This is a genomic window from Hydrophilobacter chitinilyticus (assembly GCF_049860745.1).
In the GTDB taxonomy this organism is placed as follows: Bacteria; Pseudomonadota; Gammaproteobacteria; order Burkholderiales; family Burkholderiaceae_C; genus Rhodoferax_B.
On the sequence record NZ_CP187561.1, the window covers coordinates 1,222,675 to 1,239,155 of the forward strand.

Annotated in this window: 17 protein-coding genes; 12 read left to right on the top strand and 5 right to left on the bottom strand. The window is 63.9% G+C overall.

The features are described from left to right. Positions 1-72: 72 nt before the first annotated feature. Entirely contained in the window at positions 73-963 is an 891-nt protein-coding gene (locus tag ACPWMG_RS05545) for an alpha/beta hydrolase (RefSeq protein ID WP_483303661.1), read from the bottom strand. A 170-nt stretch (positions 964-1,133) separates the two neighbouring features. Here ACPWMG_RS05545 and ACPWMG_RS05550 point away from each other — a divergent pair, with 170 nt between their 5' ends. Next, the gene (locus tag ACPWMG_RS05550) at positions 1,134-2,045 is read left to right on the top strand and encodes a LysR family transcriptional regulator (protein ID WP_483303662.1); all 912 of its coding nucleotides are present in this window, start codon (positions 1,134-1,136) and stop codon (positions 2,043-2,045) included. Positions 2,046-2,066: 21 nt separating this feature from the next. Here ACPWMG_RS05550 and ACPWMG_RS05555 read toward each other — a convergent pair whose 3' ends face one another. Next, a complete protein-coding gene (locus ACPWMG_RS05555; protein WP_483303663.1) occupies positions 2,067-3,080 on the bottom strand; it encodes a Bug family tripartite tricarboxylate transporter substrate binding protein in 1,014 nt (337 codons plus the stop codon). Positions 3,081-3,247: 167 nt separating this feature from the next. Between ACPWMG_RS05555 and ACPWMG_RS05560 the strand changes: the two genes are divergently transcribed. Genes ACPWMG_RS05560 through ACPWMG_RS05580 form a run of 5 tightly spaced genes read left to right on the top strand, consistent with a single transcriptional unit; the run spans position 3,248 to position 7,767 of the window. Next, positions 3,248-4,066 carry a DeoR/GlpR family DNA-binding transcription regulator gene (locus tag ACPWMG_RS05560; RefSeq protein ID WP_483303664.1) on the top strand — a complete coding sequence of 273 codons (819 nt, stop codon included), beginning with the start codon at positions 3,248-3,250 and terminating at the stop codon, positions 4,064-4,066. Further along, complete coding sequence (locus ACPWMG_RS05565) at positions 4,063-5,154, top strand: four-carbon acid sugar kinase family protein (protein WP_483303665.1); 1,092 nt, start codon at positions 4,063-4,065, stop codon at positions 5,152-5,154. Before ACPWMG_RS05560 ends, ACPWMG_RS05565 begins: the two co-directional genes overlap by 4 nt. After that, positions 5,151-6,197 (top strand): 4-hydroxythreonine-4-phosphate dehydrogenase PdxA, encoded by a 1,047-nt coding sequence (gene pdxA / locus ACPWMG_RS05570; protein WP_483303666.1) that lies wholly within the window; start codon positions 5,151-5,153, stop codon positions 6,195-6,197. Before ACPWMG_RS05565 ends, pdxA begins: the two co-directional genes overlap by 4 nt. After that, positions 6,194-6,973, top strand: a complete 780-nt coding sequence (locus ACPWMG_RS05575) for an SDR family NAD(P)-dependent oxidoreductase (protein ID WP_483303667.1) — start codon at positions 6,194-6,196, stop codon at positions 6,971-6,973. Before pdxA ends, ACPWMG_RS05575 begins: the two co-directional genes overlap by 4 nt. 29 nt (positions 6,974-7,002) lie before the next feature. Beyond that, positions 7,003-7,767 (top strand): HpcH/HpaI aldolase family protein, encoded by a 765-nt coding sequence (locus tag ACPWMG_RS05580; protein WP_483303668.1) that lies wholly within the window; start codon positions 7,003-7,005, stop codon positions 7,765-7,767. 24 nt (positions 7,768-7,791) lie between these two features. Here the strand turns inward: ACPWMG_RS05580 and ACPWMG_RS05585 are convergent, their stop codons facing one another. Further along, on the bottom strand, positions 7,792-8,061 hold the full coding sequence (locus tag ACPWMG_RS05585; protein WP_483303669.1) for a hypothetical protein: 270 nt from the start codon (positions 8,059-8,061) through the stop codon (positions 7,792-7,794). Positions 8,062-8,110: 49 nt separating this feature from the next. After that, positions 8,111-9,169, bottom strand: a complete 1,059-nt coding sequence (locus ACPWMG_RS05590) for a GGDEF domain-containing protein (protein WP_483303670.1) — start codon at positions 9,167-9,169, stop codon at positions 8,111-8,113. Between the two features lie 178 nt (positions 9,170-9,347). Here ACPWMG_RS05590 and ACPWMG_RS05595 point away from each other — a divergent pair, with 178 nt between their 5' ends. The 6 genes from ACPWMG_RS05595 (at position 9,348) to ACPWMG_RS05620 (ending at position 15,847) form a co-directional block, all read left to right on the top strand. Further along, on the top strand, positions 9,348-10,772 hold the full coding sequence (locus tag ACPWMG_RS05595) for a DUF2868 domain-containing protein (protein WP_483303671.1): 1,425 nt from the start codon (positions 9,348-9,350) through the stop codon (positions 10,770-10,772). Further along, on the top strand, positions 10,769-12,244 hold the full coding sequence (locus ACPWMG_RS05600) for a GTPase/DUF3482 domain-containing protein (RefSeq protein WP_483303672.1): 1,476 nt from the start codon (positions 10,769-10,771) through the stop codon (positions 12,242-12,244). Before ACPWMG_RS05595 ends, ACPWMG_RS05600 begins: the two co-directional genes overlap by 4 nt. A gap of 312 nt (positions 12,245-12,556) precedes the next feature. Then, positions 12,557-13,489, top strand: coding sequence for a DUF808 domain-containing protein (locus ACPWMG_RS05605; protein WP_483303673.1), 933 nt, complete (start codon positions 12,557-12,559; stop codon positions 13,487-13,489). A 206-nt stretch (positions 13,490-13,695) separates the two neighbouring features. Then, positions 13,696-14,088 carry a COG4315 family predicted lipoprotein gene (locus ACPWMG_RS05610; protein ID WP_483303674.1) on the top strand — a complete coding sequence of 131 codons (393 nt, stop codon included), beginning with the start codon at positions 13,696-13,698 and terminating at the stop codon, positions 14,086-14,088. A gap of 240 nt (positions 14,089-14,328) precedes the next feature. Continuing rightward, positions 14,329-14,838 (top strand): DUF1993 domain-containing protein, encoded by a 510-nt coding sequence (locus ACPWMG_RS05615; protein ID WP_483303675.1) that lies wholly within the window; start codon positions 14,329-14,331, stop codon positions 14,836-14,838. A 25-nt stretch (positions 14,839-14,863) separates the two neighbouring features. Continuing rightward, complete coding sequence (locus tag ACPWMG_RS05620) at positions 14,864-15,847, top strand: tRNA dihydrouridine synthase (protein WP_483303676.1); 984 nt, start codon at positions 14,864-14,866, stop codon at positions 15,845-15,847. 33 nt (positions 15,848-15,880) lie between these two features. On the opposite strand, the gene ACPWMG_RS05625 is transcribed toward ACPWMG_RS05620, so the two are convergent. After that, positions 15,881-16,471, bottom strand: a complete 591-nt coding sequence (locus ACPWMG_RS05625; RefSeq protein WP_483303677.1) for a hypothetical protein — start codon at positions 16,469-16,471, stop codon at positions 15,881-15,883. Positions 16,472-16,481 lie beyond the last annotated feature (10 nt).

The following is a 16,481-nucleotide window of genomic DNA, read 5'->3' on the forward strand; positions in this document are numbered from 1 at the left end:
GCGGCCAGCCTGGGCTCAATGGGCCAAGTCAACGGCTAGGGGTCGGTTTACGTGGGTGGGGCCGCTACGGCATCAACACCCTGGGGCTGCGGCTGCACCTGTCGCAGCGGGGTGGAAGAATTCGCGCAGGTGCTCGCGAACAGTGACCGCACAGGCGCATTCGCCAACGGGCGGGCCAATCAAGGTTTCGGGCCAGCCTGCGGCGGGCAATACACGGTAGGTGACGTCGATGCCAGCCTGGCCAAGTTTGTCGGCGTAGGCACGGGCTTCGTCGCGCATCGGATCGTCGGCACCGCTCATCACCAGGGTGGGCGGCAGTTGCGCCAGGCGACGCGAGCCACCCGGCACAGCGTAGGGGTGCTCGGCGTCCATGGGGCAGCGCAGGTATTGCTTCCAGCCTTCGGCCCATTTGCAGACTACAGGACCGTTCTGGCGGTTGACGTCGTCGCGTTGCGAAGGGGTGGCCACGCAGGGGTCGAGCATGGGCGAAACCAAAATCTGCCCGGCCAGTGGGGGTTGTGCGCGGTCGCGGGCGATGACGGCCACGGCGGCGGCAATGTTGCCACCGGCTTCTTCACCGGCCACAAACACGCGGGCACCTTGGCCGGCCAGTTTGACGCGGTGTTTGTGCACCCATTCGAGCACTTCATAGCCCACTTCCACACCTTCGGGGAAGGGATGCACGGGGGCCAGTGGGTAGGCCAGCGACAACACCACGGCGCCCGAATCGGCCAGCAAACGCGCCACACAGGCGCCGTCGTCCAGGCCGCCGGCGACAAACGCGCCGCCGTGGAAGTGCAGCACCACCGGGTTGCCCAGGCCAGCCGCACCGCCCACACGGGGTGAGCGCTGACCGTACTGGCGCACCGCCACCACGCCACGGGTGGCGAGCTGGATCTGCATGTCCACCTCCGCGTGGGGCGCGGCGGACGTTGCAGTGGCAGAGGCGGTACGGGTGTTCATGGCTTTACTTTGACTAGACGGCATAGTGGCTGGTGTGAGTAAATGTAGATGCTGGCTACTGTTAGATAAATGGCTGATTTGCCAGTTCACTGTTTCCAAACGACTAACAATCAGCCATTTTCTACGTGAGATGATCCGCGCCCAATAAGACGCGGAGGAATGACAGGCAAATGGACCAAATCCAGACGATGCGCGTATTTGCCCGGGTGGTTGAAGCCGGTACCTTTACCAAGGCGGCCGACTCGCTGGGCTTGCCCAAGGGCACGGTGACCAAGCTGGTACAGCACTTGGAAGCACGGCTGCGCGTGAAGCTGCTCAACCGCACCACGCGCCGCGTGACGGTGACGCCCGATGGCGCCGCCTACTTCGAGCGCACCGCGCGCCTGTTGGCTGATCTGGACGAACTGGAAGCCAGCATGGCCAACGCCCAAGCCACGCCGAGCGGGCGGCTGCGCGTGGACGTGGGCTCATCGGTGGCGCGTTTGCTGATCATTCCCGCGCTCTCTACCTTTTACGACAAGTACCCCGATATCCAACTCGACCTAGGCGTGAGTGATCGCCCTGTGGATTTGATCACCGACAACGTGGACTGCGTGATCCGGGGCGGCGAGTTGACCGAACAGTCTTTGGTGGCGCGGCGCATTGCCAACCTGTCGTTTTTGAGCGTGGCCACGCCCGACTACCTGCGCCGCCACGGCACGCCGCAACACCCGCTGGAGTTGGAGCAGCCTGGCCACAACCTGGTGCGCTACTTCTCACCCCGCACCGGGCGCTTGATGGGTCACGACTTCTCCAAAGATGGTGAACGCATTGAACTCAGCGGCCCCTACCGCGTGGCCGTGAACGAGAGCAATGCCTACCTGGAAGCCGCGCTGGCCGGTCTGGGCGTGGCGCAGTTGGTCACCTTCATGGCCGAGCCTTACTTGGCCAACGGCCAGCTGGTGGAAGTGCTGCACGACTGGAAGATCGAGCCCGTGCCGGTCTACGTGGTCTACCCGCCCAACCGCCACCTCAGCGCCAAAGTGCGCTCGTTCGTCGATTGGACGGCAGACCTTTTTGCCAAGCACCCGAGCATGCGCTAGCGGTTACCGCAGGCGCGGAACTCAATCGGCCTTGATGTTGGCCATCTTGATGACCTTGCCGTACTTCACGAATTCGGTCTGGGTAAACGCGCCGAGTTCTTGCGGCGAGCCATAGGCGGGCTTCACGGCCAGGGCCTTGAGTTTGCTGTCCACCTCGGGCATCTGCATCACCTTGCCCAGGTCGGCGCTGAGCCGCGCCAGGATTTCGGGTGGTGTTTTTGCGGGCGCGTACAGCGCGTACCAGCCTTGCACTTCAAACGTAGGGTAGCCGGCCTCGGCAAAGGTGGGCACGTTCGGCAAATCGGGCAGGCGGGTGGGCGACGCCACGGCGATGGCTCGCACCTTGTCGCCCTTGATCATCGGCATGGCGGCGGTGGTGGTGTCGAAGATCACCGCCAGGCGCCCGCCAATCAAATCCATGGTGTGCGCGTTGCCGCCCTTGTAGGGCACGTGGGTCATGTTGATGCCCGCAGACTGGTTGAACAACTCGCCCGCCAGGTGCAGCGGCGAGCCATTGCCGGCCGAGCCATACATCACTTCACCGGGGTGCTTCTTCGCATCGTCGACCAGCGATTTCAGCGTGGTGTAGGGCGACTCCTTGTTCACCGTGGCAACGATGGGTGCCACGCCAATCAGGCCGATGGGCGCGAAGTCTTTCAGCGCGTCGTAGCCGGGGTTGGGTATGAGGTGCGGGCTCACGGCGTTGCTGGCCAGGGAGCCCAGCACCAGTGTGTAGCCGTCGGCCGGGGCGCGTGCCGCAATCGCCGCACCGATGGTGGTACCAGCGCCGGGGCGGTTGTCGATGATGATGGGTTGGCCCAGCGTTTCGGCCAGCTTTTGGCCCACCAGGCGGCCCACGGCATCGTTGGCGCCGCCGGCTGGGTAGGGCACCACCAAGGTGATGGGTTTGCTGGGGTAGGTGTCTGCTTGGGCCAGCATTGGCAGGGTGGAAACGCTGGCAACGGCGGCGCAGGCCATGGCACTGAGCACGCTGCGGCGTGACAGTGCGGAAGGAATAAGGCGGGAAATCAACATGAACAAGGTCTCCGGTTTTTTTCGTTGTCTGGGCTGTTGAAAGGTTGCAAAACGAGAATCTTGCAACTTGCGTCAAATTCTTCCACAATCTTCCAAAATGAATCAACATCTATCGGTGTGAAAAGCCGGGTACTAGGTGAAAGCCCTAGCAAAATCTTCCAAACGTCATGACGTCATCCTCTCGTTCGCCCCAACTCGCCATGGTTTCGCTGCTGCCCAGCCAGCGCCGTGACCGCATCGTCGATTTCCTGCGCCGCCATGGCGCCGTCACCCTGCAACAACTGGCGCAGGCTATGGACGCTTCGGTCTCCACACTGCGCCGCGACCTCGATGCGCTGGAGGCCGATGGTGTGCTCGACCGCACCCACGGCGGCGCCTTGTTGCGCCAGCAGCACTACAGCACTTTCGAGCCCGACCCGGTGGCCGCCGCCGAGTTGTCGCCGCGTGAAAAGCGCGCCATCGGCTATGCGGCGGCCGCTGGGTTGGAGCCCGGCCAAAGCGTGATCTTCGACAGCGGCAGCACCGTGATGGAGGCCGCGCGCGCCACGCTGGAGCGGCGCATGCCGCTCGTCGCCGTGACCAACGATTTGGCCGTGGCGCAGTTGCTCGGCACCAGCACGCTGATCCGCGTGCATGTGTTGGGCGGCATGCTGCGCGCGGGCAGCAACACCTTGATGGGCGACGAAGTGCTCACCGGCGCCAAGCAAATCCGCGCCGACGTTTTGCTGATGGGCGCCCACGCCGTCACCGACGGTGTGTTGTCTGAAACCGACCCCGAAGTGGCCGCCGTCAAACGCGCGTTGATGCAGGCCGCGCATACCAAACGGCTGCTGGTCGACGCCTCCAAATTCCGCCCGCGTGCCTTCATGACGATTTGCGCGCTAGACGCATTCAGCGAAGTGATCACAAACAGCGGTGTGCCGCCGCTGGCCTTGGAAGGGCTGCAGCAGGCGGGCGTGAAGGTGACGCAGGTCTCGGTGGCATGAAGCACCACAAGCGGCGCTGGCGCATCCTGGCGGACGATCTGACCGGCGCACTCGACAGCGCGGCGATGTTTGCGGGCGTGGCGCCCGTCCCTGTGTATTTAGCGCCGCCAATGGATGCTTTGGAGGCCGCTACGTCACCCGTGCAAGCACTCGGCACCGGCACGCGCGACGTGCTGCACGGCGCCATGGTCAGCGCGCTGCAAGCCAGCCTGCCGTGGTTCACCGCGCCAGGTTATGCCGCCTTCAAAAAGGTCGACAGCCTGCTGCGCGGCAACAGCTTTGCCGAGGTCGCCTGGCTGCTGCGCCACGGTGGTTTTGACGGCGTGGTATTTGCCCCGGCCTATCCGGCGCAAGGCCGCTTCACCCGTGGCGGGCAGCATTGGGTGGGCACGCCGCACCCGCCACACCCAACAAGCTCTGAGGCCAACGGCCCGTCGTTGCTGGAGGTGTTTGCCTTGCACGGCGTGGTGGCGCGGCTCGGGCACGACTTGGCCGAAGGCGGTCAAGGCCAGGTGCTGATTCCCGACGTCACCTCTGATGCCGATCTGGCAGCGCTGGCGCTGCAGGCGCACCAACCACATGCCGAGCGTTGGCTGTGGTGCGGCAGTGCGGGCTTGGCGCAAGCGCTGTCGGCCCGGCCGACGCCAACCGCTGCGAGTGCTATTCAAGCTGGGTTGACCCATGTGGTCACGGCCAGCCGCCATCCGGTGTTGCGTGGTCAATTGGTGACGCTTCAGGGGTTAGCCGCTGCTGGCGTGCACTGCGCCGACCTGGCCAGCGCCGAGCCGCTATCGGCTGCGGCTGCCGAAGATTTGCTGCGCCAGCGCACGCGGCAACTGGTCGACACATTGCCCCGGCCCGACAACCTGGTCGTGGTGGGAGGCGACACCTTGCTGGCCCTGTGCCGCGCGGCGGGTGTGCAAAGTCTTCTGGCTGGCGCGGGCCCGCGCAGCGGCTGGGGCTGTGCACGCCTGCAAGGTGGTGCGTGGCACGGCGTCACTTGTTATTCACGCTCCGGTGCCTTTGGTGCGCCGGACGATCTCTCTGCATTACTGGCCTTGTTGGCCGAGAAGGAACCCACACCATGACCGCACCCATCCGCCTGGCCCTGACCATGGGCGACCCGGCCGGCATCGGCCCCGAGATCATCGTCAAGGCCGCGCACCACATGCGCGACCTGGTGCAACAAGGCCGTGTGGAGCTGCAGGTGTTTGGCAGCGGCGCGGCGCTGCAACGGGCCAGCGCTTTGCTCGATTTGGACGCGGCGCCGCTGCACATGGTGGACGTCGGCCCGGTCGAGGGCGACATGCCTGTAGGCCAGGTCTCGGCTGCCGCCGGTATGTGGTCTTACCTGGCCGTGGAGCGTGCCGTGCAGATGACGCAGGCCGGCAAGATCGACGCCATCGTCACCGCGCCTTTGTGCAAAGAGGCGCTGCACCTGGCGGGTTATCCGTTTGAAGGCCATACCGAGATGCTGGCGCACCTTACCGGCATGCGCGACGGCGTGATGATGCTGGCGCACGGCGGCATGCGTGTGAGCCACGTGTCCACCCACTGCCCGCTGTCTGAAGTGCCCAAGCGCCTTACGCCGGTGCGCCTGCGCCGCGTGTTGGACGTGACGCTGAACGCGCTGCGCGCGCTGGGCATCGCACAGCCGCGCATCGCCGTGGCGGGGTTGAACCCGCATGCGGGCGAGGGCGGCATTTTGGGCAAGGAAGACGGCGAAATCATCGCCCCCATCGTGGCCGAATACGCGGCCGCCGGGCACTCCGTGACCGGCCCTTGGGCGGGCGACACGGTGTTCATCAAATTGCGCGCGGGCCAGTTCGACGCGGTGGTGGCGATGTTCCACGACCAGGGGCACATTCCGGTGAAGCTGCTGGGCTTTTCCATCGACCCGGCCACCGGCGCGTGGAACGCGGTCAGCGGCGTCAACATCACGCTGGGCCTGCCGATTCTGCGCACCTCGGTTGACCACGGCACGGCGTTCGACATTGCCGGCAAAGGCATCGCCAGTGCCGACAGCATGGTCGACGCGGCGCAGTACGCGATGACGCTGGTCGAAGGCCTGCGCAAGACAGCGGCAGCGCCGCAAGGCACAGAAAAACAACCTCAGGAGATTTCAGCATGATCGACTTTTCAAAAGCCCTGCAATTCGCCGGCCGCCGCGTGCTGGTGACCGGCGGCGGCTCGGGCATTGGCGCAGCGGTGGCGCTGGCCTTTGGCGCCAAGGGTGCGCAGGTGGCCGTGCACTACGCCCACAACCGCGATGGTGCCGAGAGTGTGGCCGCCGCCATCCGTGCGGCCGGCGGCAACGCCATCACCCTCGGTGGTGACCTGCAAGACCGCAGCGTGGCCGACCGGTTAGTGAGCCAAACGGTGGACGCGTTTGGCGGCCTAGATGTGTTGATCAACAACGCTGGTGATATGTTTGGCCGCCGCCCGCTGGAACAAGCCAGCGACGAAGACTACGACCGCGTGATGGGCCTGAACGTGCACGCCGCCTTTGCCGTGTGCCGCGCCGCTGCACCCGTGATGCGCCAGGCCGGGCGCGGCAGCATGGTCAACACCACGTCGATCGCCGCCCGTACGGGTGGTGGCGACGGCGTGGGCCTGTACGGCGCGGCTAAGGCTTTTGTGAGCACCATGACGCGTGTGTTGGCGCGCGAGATGGCGCCGTTTGGCGTGCGTGTGAACGGGGTGGCGCCGGGTGTGATCCTCACCGACTTCCACGTGCGCAACTCCAGTGCGGCGCAATTGGAAGGCGCGCGCAAGAGCATTCCAATGGGCCGTACCGGCGAGCCTGATGATTGCGTGGGCGCCTATCTTTTCTTGGCCGATGACGTTTTATCTGGCTACATGACGGGCCAGATCCTCGAGGTCAATGGCGGCCAGTTGATGCCCTAACATTTTTTAAAAACAAACTGGAGACAACCATGAACAGCCTACCCACCAACACCTTCAAACAAGCCCTGGCCTCGGGCCGTCCACTGATCGGCCTGTGGTGCAACTTCGCTTTCTTGCCCACGGTTGAAGCACTGGCCCATGCCGGCTTCGACTGGCTGCTGCTCGACATGGAGCACACACAAAGCAACCTCGATACCATCAGCACGCAGTTGCTCGCCCTGCGTGGCACACCCAGCGCGGCGGTGGTGCGCGTGCCGTCGAATGACATGGCCTTCATCAAGCGCCTGCTGGACGCGGGCACCACAAACTTGATGATCCCCAACATCCGCAGTGCGGCCGAGGCGGCGGAGGCCGTGTCATACACCCGCTTTGCGCCCGAAGGTTTGCGCGGCGTGGCTGGCAGCACGCGTGGCGGCGGCTACACGCGCTTCAAGGACTACATGGCGCGCGCCAACGACGAGATTGCGCTGGTGCTGCAAATCGAATCGAAGGAAGCGCTGGACGAGCTGGACGCCATTTGCCGCGTGCCCGGGGTGGACGCGGTGTTCATCGGCCCATCAGACCTGGCCGCCAGCCTGGGGCACCGTGGCCAGCCGGGTCACCCGGTGGTGCAGGCGGCCATCAGCCAAGCGATTGCCATTGGCAAGGCCGCTGGCAAGGCGGTGGGCATTTTGACGGTGGACGGCAAGGGCCAGCCGTACCTGGAGCAAGGCGCCACCATGGTCGGCGTGGGCAGTGACCTGCACTTGCTGGTGGCGGCAGCTGACGCGCTGGCCGCGCAGTACAAGAAGTAAGTGCAGGAAGTAAGTTTTAGACTTTTATTCTTGCGGCAACTTGGTCGACACACACTGAATGCTCGCCAGCCCGCTGGCGTTGTTGACCGTCTGGCAGGCCACAGCGCGGCTGCCTGATGGGTCGTGAAACCACGCCGTGCTGGTGTTGCCGCTGGCCGAAGTGCCAATCACCTGCATGGCCGGAGTGGCACGGATTTGCGAGTTGGCGGTGGGCGCGAAGAAGAACAGTGTGGCGGGCACGGCAATGGCCGTCACCGCTGCGGCGGCCACCGCGTAGAGAGATGTTTTTTGCATGAGAAGCTCCTGACGAAGTGTGCAGATGCACAAGGGCGGAGCTTACCCCTCAGGGCGTGTCGTTGCCCCAGTCTTTGAAGCGCGCGCTTTGGTTGCGCCCGGCGGCCTTGGCTTCGTAAAGTGCGCGGTCGGCGCGGGCCACCAAGGTGCTGGGGTTGGTGTTGCCTTGCGGCACCAGAGCGCTCACGCCAATGCTCACCGTGATGGGGCGCTTTGGCCATTTCAAGTTGGCCACGGCGATGCGCAAGCGCTCGGCCGCCAGGAAAGCCGCTTCCACATCGAGGTCCGGCAGGATCACCGCAAACTCTTCGCCACCGTAACGCGCGCAAAAGTCTTCGGTGCGCAAGGTCTCGCTCAAGATGCGGGCGGTGCTGGACAAGGCCACGTCGCCCGCCGGGTGGCCAAAGCTGTCGTTGAACGACTTGAACAAATCCACGTCCAGCATCAGCAGGGCCAACGGGGCTTTTCGGCGCAGGTGTTTGCTCCACTCCTCCTGCAGCCGCAGATCAAACGCGCGCCGGTTCCAGATGCCTGTGAGCGCGTCGGTGCTGCTCTGGCGTGCCAACTGCGAAGCCAGCTTGCGCAGGTTCATGTAAGCCACCACTTGGCGTGACAGGGCCTGCATGGCTTCGCGCTGCGTGGGCATGAGTTCGCGCGGTTGCTGGTCAATCACACACACGGTGCCCATGGCGGTGCCGTCGTCAGCCAACAATGGGGCGCCAGCGTAGAAGCGGATTTTCAGGCCGTCGGTGACCAGTGGGTTCTGGCTGAAACGGCTGTCTTTGGAGGCATCGCGTATCTCCATCAACTCGTCTGGACGCAGGATGGCTCGGGCGCAAAAAGACGCCTCGCGCGGGGTTTGCGCCACATCCACACCAATGCGCGCCTTGAACCATTGGCGGTCGGCGTCTACCAGCGACACCAGGGCCACCGGCGTGTTGCACACGGCCGCCGCAATGCTGGCCAGGTCGTTGAAGGCCGCCTCGTCGTCGTCGGTGTCGAGAATTTGGTATTCGCGCAGCGTGCTCAGCCGCTGGGCTTCGTTGAAGGGGCGCGGAACCCCTGCGGGCGCCGCCGGGCCGGTGGGCGGGGACGTGGTGGCTTGCATGGTGTCCGGCTCCTCCTGCGCAGCCTTGTCGCGGGCTGTTGACACAACAGCCTGGCGGCCTTGGCACGTTTGCGCATAATCAACCGACCCCTGATCTGAGTCGTGTGTGCATGATGCCACCGCCTGCTGATTTGGTCGAATTTATGTAGAGGAACTGCCCAGACATGAGGCGACGAGTTTGAACCACAAGAACCATAAGCTGGACCAAATCTGGATGGCGCAGGCTGTGCAGCATCTGGAAGCGCAAGGCCCGCTGAACGACGGCCCGGTGCTGCAAGCGGTGTTGGCCGAGAGTCCCGACCGTGAAACCCGCTTGCTGGCGCGCGCCTGGCGGCTCGGCCAAGCGCAGGGACTGGACCGCCAGTTGCAGCATTTACGCGACCTGGCCGTGGGAATGGCGCTGGGCCTGGTGGTGTTGGTGCTGGTCTTGGCTTGGGGGACGGCGCGTGCCACGGTGGGTGCTGCGGGCAGTGGTAACACTTTGAATGTGGCCGCCGCATGGGCCTCGCTGCTGGGCCTGCACCTGGTGACTTTGCTGGTGTGGTGCCTGGGCTTGGTGTTGCCGTGGCCGGCTTCGGGCGCGCTGCTGGGGCGCCTGTGGCTGGCGCTGGTCACGCGTTTGCCTTGGGGGCGTGGCCCCAACCCTGGCAACAGCGAAAGCCTGGCGCGCGCCGGGCGCGACCTGCTGCAACGCCAGCGCCTGCTGCCGTGGTTGCTGGGCCTGGTCAGCCACAGTGTGTGGACCTTGTCGTTTGTGGTGATGCTGGTGGTGCTGGGCTTTGCGTTTTCGTTCCAGGCCTTTAGGCTCACCTGGGAAAGCACCATCCTCAGCCCGCAGTTTTTTGTCGACTTTGTGCAGACTACCGGCTGGCTGCCGGGCCTGCTGGGCGTGCCGGTGCCTGATGTGGCGTCAGTCGCCCACCCCAACGCTGCGCTGGCCGACCAACGCGCCTGGGCGCTGTGGCTCATGGGTTGCGTGCTGGTCTACGGCTTGCTGCCACGGGCGCTGCTGGCGCTGTGGTGTTGGGGCGTGTGGCGCGTGCGTTTGCGCGGCTTGCGGCTAGACACTTCAGAACCCTATTTCCGCAAGATCCTGGCCCGGATGGATGCCCTGCAGCCGGTGGCCGTGCTGGACGAAGAACACGCTTGGGCCTCAACCGCTGTCGTGCCCAGTCAAAGCCAGCCGGTAGATGCCACGGCTTGCGCCATCGTGGGGTTCGAGCTGCCCCCCGAGGTGGCGTGGGCGCCGCAAAACCCATTGCCCAACGCCTGGCAGCACACGCTGGCCGGCAGCAGTAGCGAGCGCCAGGTGGTGTTGGCCACCTTGCACCAGCGCCGCCCCGCAGCCTTGTTGCTGGTGTGCCATGGCGCCTCGTCGCCCGACCGTGGCACCGAGCGTTTTGTGCGCGCCTGTGCGGCCGAGGCCGGGGCGTGCCGCATCCTGCTGGTGGTCGCTGTTGGGGCTGTGCCACAGGCGGCCAATCTCGATCGCTGGGCTGCGTGGTTGGTGCGCAGCGGTCTTGAGAAAGAAGGTGTTGCGTTGTCGGCCGATGGCGTGGCTGCCGAGCAGTGGCTGGCCTCTACAACAGGGCATGTAGCATGAAGGCAAGTGCAACTTCATCAGACCAACGCCCGATCCAAATCGCGGTGGTGGGCCATACCAATGCGGGTAAAACCTCGCTGGTGCGCACGCTCATCCGCCAGGCCAGTTTTGGCGAAGTGTCGGACCGGCCCGGCACCACGCGCCATGTGGAACGCATTGCGCTAACGATCGATGGGGTGGATGGCGCCGAGGCCGTGTGGTTCTACGACACACCCGGACTGGAAGATGCCGTGGGCCTGCTCGATTACCTCGAATCTTTAGGCTCTGACCTCACCCGGCTCGCGCGCGTGCAGGCTTTTCTGGCCGGACCAGAAGCCACGCGCAGCTTCGAACAAGAAGCCAAGGTGTTGCGTACCTTGGGTGACATGGATGCGGCGCTCGTGGTGATCGACAGCCGCGAGCCGGTGCTGCCCAAGTTCCGCTGCGAGCTGGAAATTCTGGCTGCCTGCGCCAAGCCCTTGATGCCGGTATTGAACTTTGTGCGCGACCCCACCAGCCGCGAAGCCGACTGGCAAGCGCTGCTGTCGGCTACCGGCCTGCACGCGCAGGTGCGCTTCGATGCGGTGGCGCCATTCGTGGGTTCGCAGCAGCATCTGTACCAAGACCTGGGCACGCTGCTGCCGCGCCTGCGCGAGCCGTTGCAGCGGGTGGTGGCTTACCTGGATCGCGAGGCACAAGAGCGGTCGAACGCCGCCCACCGCGTGGTGGCCGATACGCTGGTCAGCCTGGCCGCACTGCGCCGCGAAATTGACACTGAAGCCTTTGAAGATATTGCCCAACGCAAGGCGTTTGTGCAGGCGTTTCAGCAACTGGCGCGCGAGCGCGTGCGTGCCGGCACCCAAGAGCTGTTGCAGGTCTACGGCTTTCGCGACGATGAGGCCGAGCTGGCCGACCTGCCCTGGCTTGACGGCCGCTGGGAGAGCGACCTGTTCAACCCCGAAACGCTGCGCCAGGCCGGCAAACGCCTGGGCCAAGGGGCGACCATTGGCGCTTCGATTGGGGTGGTAGCCGACCTCGCGGTGGGTGGCATTTCTTTGGGCGCCGGGGCCGCATTGGGTGGGTTGATTGGCGGCGTGGTGACACAGGGTTGGAGCCAATTTGGCCGCCGCTTGTGGAACCAGGTGCGCGGCGTGCAGCAGCTCAGCGTGGAAAACGAATTGCTGCTGCTCGCGGCTGAGGGCTTGCTGGGTTTGATGGCGATGCTGGAACAACGCGGCCATGCGGCGCAGCAAAAAGTGCAGATGGCGCACAAGCCAACGCGCGCATCGACTACAGAGGCGATAGGCGCAACTTGGAAAATAGGGCCCGAGATAGAGTCGGGCCGCGACGCACATCTGCGGGCTTGTGTACGGGCGCTGGAGCCCGCACGCAGCCACGAAAGTTGGGCACGCCAAACGGGCAGGGCGTCGTCGTCCTCCAGCACCCGCGCTGCGTTGGTGGACGAGGTCGCTGCGTTATTGACGCAACCGTAAGGGCGCCGTAGAAGCGCCTGCACGAGAGGGCCGAACTTGTATGAGGAAGTAGCTTTCGTCAACCAAAAACAGATGAAGATCGTTTGGCTTGTTTGCGCGTGGAGAACGCCCATAGAGCACGTGTGGCGTGCACCTTCTATGGGTACGTTCGGTGGCTAGTTTTTCTGGCAGGCGACAGCGGTTAAAGCGTTGCCAGAACGTCACAGAGCATCCGCTCCGCACGTTATCCTTACCATTCCCGCGCCGGGTCATGCCATGCATGGCTGGGTTCTGCGGGAGCTGATTCCGCCTCCAAGAGAAAGATTCGCTGCCATGGCCTCCAGCCTGCTCGCCCTGCTAGACGACATTGCCACCGTATTGGACGACGTGTCGGTGCTCACCAAGATCGCTGCGAAGAAGACCGCAGGCGTGTTGGGCGATGACCTGGCGCTGAACGCCCAGCAAGTCACCGGCGTGGCCGCCGACCGCGAGTTACCCGTGGTGTGGGCGGTGGCGCGCGGCTCCTTCGTTAACAAGCTCATCCTGGTGCCAGCGGCGTTGATCATCAGCGCGTTCATTCCGTGGGCAGTCACACCGTTGTTGATGGTCGGTGGTGCTTTCCTGTGTTTCGAGGGTTTTGAAAAACTCGCGCACCGGTTTTTGCATAGCCCGGAAGAAGTCGTTGAAGCGCAGGTCTCGCAGATTGAAGCGGTGGTGGACGGTGATGTGGACCTGGTTACGCTGGAGCGTGACAAGATCAAAGGCGCCGTACGGACGGACTTTGTGCTGTCCGCAGAAATCATTGCCATCACCCTGGGCACGGTGCAGCAAAGCGCGTTTGGCACCCAGGTCATGGTGCTCAGCGGCATTGCCGTGGTGATGACGGTGGGGGTGTATGGCTTGGTGGCTGGTATCGTCAAGCTCGATGATGCCGGGCTGTATCTTTCGCAACGCCCGGGCCAGGGTGCTGCCTTTCAACGCAGCCTGGGGCGTGGCATTTTGCGTGCGGCTCCGTGGTTGATGAAAGCCTTGTCGGTGGCCGGCACCGCGGCCATGTTCCTGGTGGGGGGCGGCATCTTGACCCACGGCGTGCCCGAGCTGCACCACGCGGTAGAGGAGCTCAGTGCCGCTGTGGCGCAGTGGCCAGGGGTTGGCCCCTTCATTGGCTGGCTGGCTGCGCCGATGGCGAATGCGGCCATTGGCATCGTTGCCGGTGGCCTGGTGTTGGCGGTGGTTAGCGCGGTGCAGCGCTTGCGCGGCCGTTGAACCGGCACTCAACATACAGGCAGCGGTTCAAATTCAATACGACGTGACGTCTTCTGCGGGCGGTTGATCGGCGGCTCATTTTTGCCATTGGCATCGCCGCAACAAAAACTACGATCGCCCCGGGGTTGAATGGCCAATGTGCCGCGAGAAAGGCGCAAGATAGGGCTGCAGCCGTCTGCTGCGTCTACTTCGAGGAACGGATGATCATGAAATACCTGGTTTCTTTGACACTCGCTTGCGCAGCTTTGACCGGCTTGTCGGGTTGCAGCACTACCGCTCCTGCGGTGGACACCTCTACCGCCACCGTACGCAACGGCATTTTGGTCGGCCCCACCGGCATGACGCTCTACACCCTGGACCGCGATGTGGCCAACAGTGGCAAGTCGGTTTGCAATGGCCCTTGTGCCACCAATTGGCCGCCATTGATTGCCAAGCCCACGGCTGCGCCGATTGGCGACTACAGCGTGGTCACGCGCGACGATGGCCAAAAGCAGTGGGCTGCCAAGGGCAAGCCGCTGTACTACTGGTCTAAAGACACCAAGGTGGGCGACACCACAGGCGACGGGTTCCAAGGCGTCTGGCACGTCGCAAAACCCTAAGGCAACGCTGAACAAGTCCCTCTCGGCGCCCGCGCCCTGGCATGGGCAACCTGCGCCTAGCAGTCCCTCCCATGCCAGGGCGCGGCCATCCGAGGGGACTTATTCATCGTCGCCCTAAGGCTTTAGTCGTCACGGCCATTCAGATTCACGCCGCACGCAGCGGCGCGTGAAAGCCTACACTCCACGGCCTTTTCAACTTTGGGCTGTTCGTGTTCTGGGCAGCAGCCCGTGGAGTCTGTCATGTCTTTTTCTATCCATACCGCGTCCGTCCCCGTGTTCAAGCAGATGCTTGGCGCTCTGAGTGCTGTGCTGCAAAAGGCCGAAACCTATGCGGCCGAACGCAAGATCGAACCCAGCGCTCTGCTGCAAGCACGCCTGTACCCCGACATGTTCCCGCTGGTGCGCCAAGTGCAAATCGCCAGCGACTTTGCCAAGAGCGTGTCCGCCCGTTTGGCTGGCATTGAGCCGCCCGCGTATGACGACACCGAGCAAAGCTTCGCCGAACTGCAAGCACGCATCGCCAAGGTGCTGCAGTACATCGACAGCCTGCCGGCTGCCGACATCGACGCTGGCGCCGCTCGCGACATCGTGCTGCAAGCCGGCACCCCGCGCGAGAAGAAGTTTGTTGGCCAAAATTACCTGCTGCACTACGGCCTGCCGCACTTCTACTTTCACGTGACCACCGCCTACGACATCCTGCGCCACAACGGCTTGGCCGTGGGCAAGAAAGACTTCATCGGCACGTATTGAGTCCTCGGGGCAAAGCGAGAGTGTGATGGTGTTGCCAGAGGCTGAGTTGCTGCCACCCAAGGGCCTGCTGTTGGCGCCCATGGAGGGCTTGCTCGACTTCGTGCTGCGCGACATCCTCACCCGTGTGGGCGGCATCGACCGTTGTGTGTCCGAGTTCATTCGCGTCAGCAACACCGTGTTGCCCGACCGCGTGTTCCTGCGCTACATCCCCGAGTTGGCCAACGGTGGTCGTACGCTGGCCGGTGTGCCGGTGCGTGCGCAACTACTGGGTTCTGATCCCATCTGCCTGGCCGACAACGCTGCCGCATTGGCCGCGATGGGCCCCGCCGGCATCGACATCAATTTCGGCTGTCCCGCCAAGGTGGTGAACCGCCACGGTGGCGGCGCCGCATTGCTGGACGAGCCCGAGCTGGTGGGCCGCATCGTCGCCGCCATTCGCGCGGCCGTGCCGGCGCAGATGCCGGTTTCCGCCAAGATGCGCCTGGGCTACAACGATGACGGCAACCGCATCGCCTGCGCCCAAGCGATTGCCGAGGCCGGCGCCTGCGAACTGGTGGTACACGCCCGCACCAAGGCCGACGGCTACCGCCCGCCCGCCTACTGGCAACGCGTACAAGAAATCCGCGATGTGGTGAAGATTCCCGTGGTCGCCAATGGCGAAATCTGGACGGTGGAAGACGCCTTGCGCTGCCGTGCGGAATCGGGCTGCGACCAACTCATGCTGGGCCGTGGCATCGTCGCCGATCCCGGTCTGGCCTTCGCCATTCGCGCTGCCGATGGCGACACCACGGCGCCACAACAAGTAACCTGGCCCGAGCTGCTGCCGCTGATTGCCGAGTTCTGGACGCTGGTCTGCGCCACGTTAGAAGAGCGCCAAAAAGCCGGTCGTTTGAAGCAGTGGCTCAACTTCCTGCGCCGCCGTTATCCAGAAGCCGAAGACGCGTTTCAAACGCTGCGCACGGTAACGGACTTGGCCGAGATTGACCGCTGGTTAGGCCAAGGGCATTGATCTAGCGCCCCTGTTGCGCAGGGGCGCTGGTGGCTACTTCTGAATCTCTTTGGATTCGCGCAGGGCCTTGATGAGCTTGGCCAACACGTCATCCGAGGCGCGTACGGCTGCCAACGAAAAATTGGCTTTGAATTCGTCGAACTCGGCTTTCCCCTCGCCGTTGACGCGAATGGTTTCCAGCACCTTTCCGTCACCATCCTGAATGGTGCAGAGCATGTCGACACCAAACTTCGTCGGAGGCCAGGTGAATGCGCTTGGTGATGAGGAAGTCGTTGCGATCGATGGCGTGATCAAAATGTTGATATTGGCCGCTTTCAGCGCTGCCCCGTCCTTCGGGTCTTTCACCTTGTTGACCGAAGTGAAGACTTCAGACAAGGCTTTGTAGAGGCCGGGTTCGAGATCACGGTAGGGGAAGTAGCGAATTTTGTCTCCACCACCACCGGGGGTGGTAACTTCAAGTACTTTGGAATCGTCCGAAATGTAGTAACCCGCAGTCTTGTTGATCTTTGCTACACCGCCACCCGTCACGAGTGCAAGGTCTGGGTTCATGGTGATGGGGCGGGCGCAGCCGAATAGAAAAACGCAGGTCAACAACGCGATAGAGAGCTGAATAAAACGTTTCATGTTGATGGCT

Coding starts and splice junctions, on each gene's coding strand:
- ACPWMG_RS05550 (WP_483303662.1), top strand. CDS start 1,134: ATGGACCAAATCCAGACGATGCGCGTATTTGCCCGGGTGGTTGAAGCC.
- ACPWMG_RS05610 (WP_483303674.1), top strand. CDS start 13,696: ATGAAATACCTGGTTTCTTTGACACTCGCTTGCGCAGCTTTGACCGGC.
- ACPWMG_RS05565 (WP_483303665.1), top strand. CDS start 4,063: ATGAAGCACCACAAGCGGCGCTGGCGCATCCTGGCGGACGATCTGACC.
- ACPWMG_RS05560 (WP_483303664.1), top strand. CDS start 3,248: ATGACGTCATCCTCTCGTTCGCCCCAACTCGCCATGGTTTCGCTGCTG.
- ACPWMG_RS05615 (WP_483303675.1), top strand. CDS start 14,329: ATGTCTTTTTCTATCCATACCGCGTCCGTCCCCGTGTTCAAGCAGATG.
- ACPWMG_RS05575 (WP_483303667.1), top strand. CDS start 6,194: ATGATCGACTTTTCAAAAGCCCTGCAATTCGCCGGCCGCCGCGTGCTG.
- ACPWMG_RS05625 (WP_483303677.1), bottom strand. CDS start 16,471: ATGAAACGTTTTATTCAGCTCTCTATCGCGTTGTTGACCTGCGTTTTT.
- ACPWMG_RS05580 (WP_483303668.1), top strand. CDS start 7,003: ATGAACAGCCTACCCACCAACACCTTCAAACAAGCCCTGGCCTCGGGC.
- ACPWMG_RS05585 (WP_483303669.1), bottom strand. CDS start 8,061: ATGCAAAAAACATCTCTCTACGCGGTGGCCGCCGCAGCGGTGACGGCC.
- ACPWMG_RS05590 (WP_483303670.1), bottom strand. CDS start 9,169: ATGCAAGCCACCACGTCCCCGCCCACCGGCCCGGCGGCGCCCGCAGGG.
- ACPWMG_RS05605 (WP_483303673.1), top strand. CDS start 12,557: ATGGCCTCCAGCCTGCTCGCCCTGCTAGACGACATTGCCACCGTATTG.
- ACPWMG_RS05545 (WP_483303661.1), bottom strand. CDS start 963: ATGAACACCCGTACCGCCTCTGCCACTGCAACGTCCGCCGCGCCCCAC.
- ACPWMG_RS05620 (WP_483303676.1), top strand. CDS start 14,864: ATGGTGTTGCCAGAGGCTGAGTTGCTGCCACCCAAGGGCCTGCTGTTG.
- ACPWMG_RS05600 (WP_483303672.1), top strand. CDS start 10,769: ATGAAGGCAAGTGCAACTTCATCAGACCAACGCCCGATCCAAATCGCG.
- pdxA (WP_483303666.1), top strand. CDS start 5,151: ATGACCGCACCCATCCGCCTGGCCCTGACCATGGGCGACCCGGCCGGC.
- ACPWMG_RS05555 (WP_483303663.1), bottom strand. CDS start 3,080: ATGTTGATTTCCCGCCTTATTCCTTCCGCACTGTCACGCCGCAGCGTG.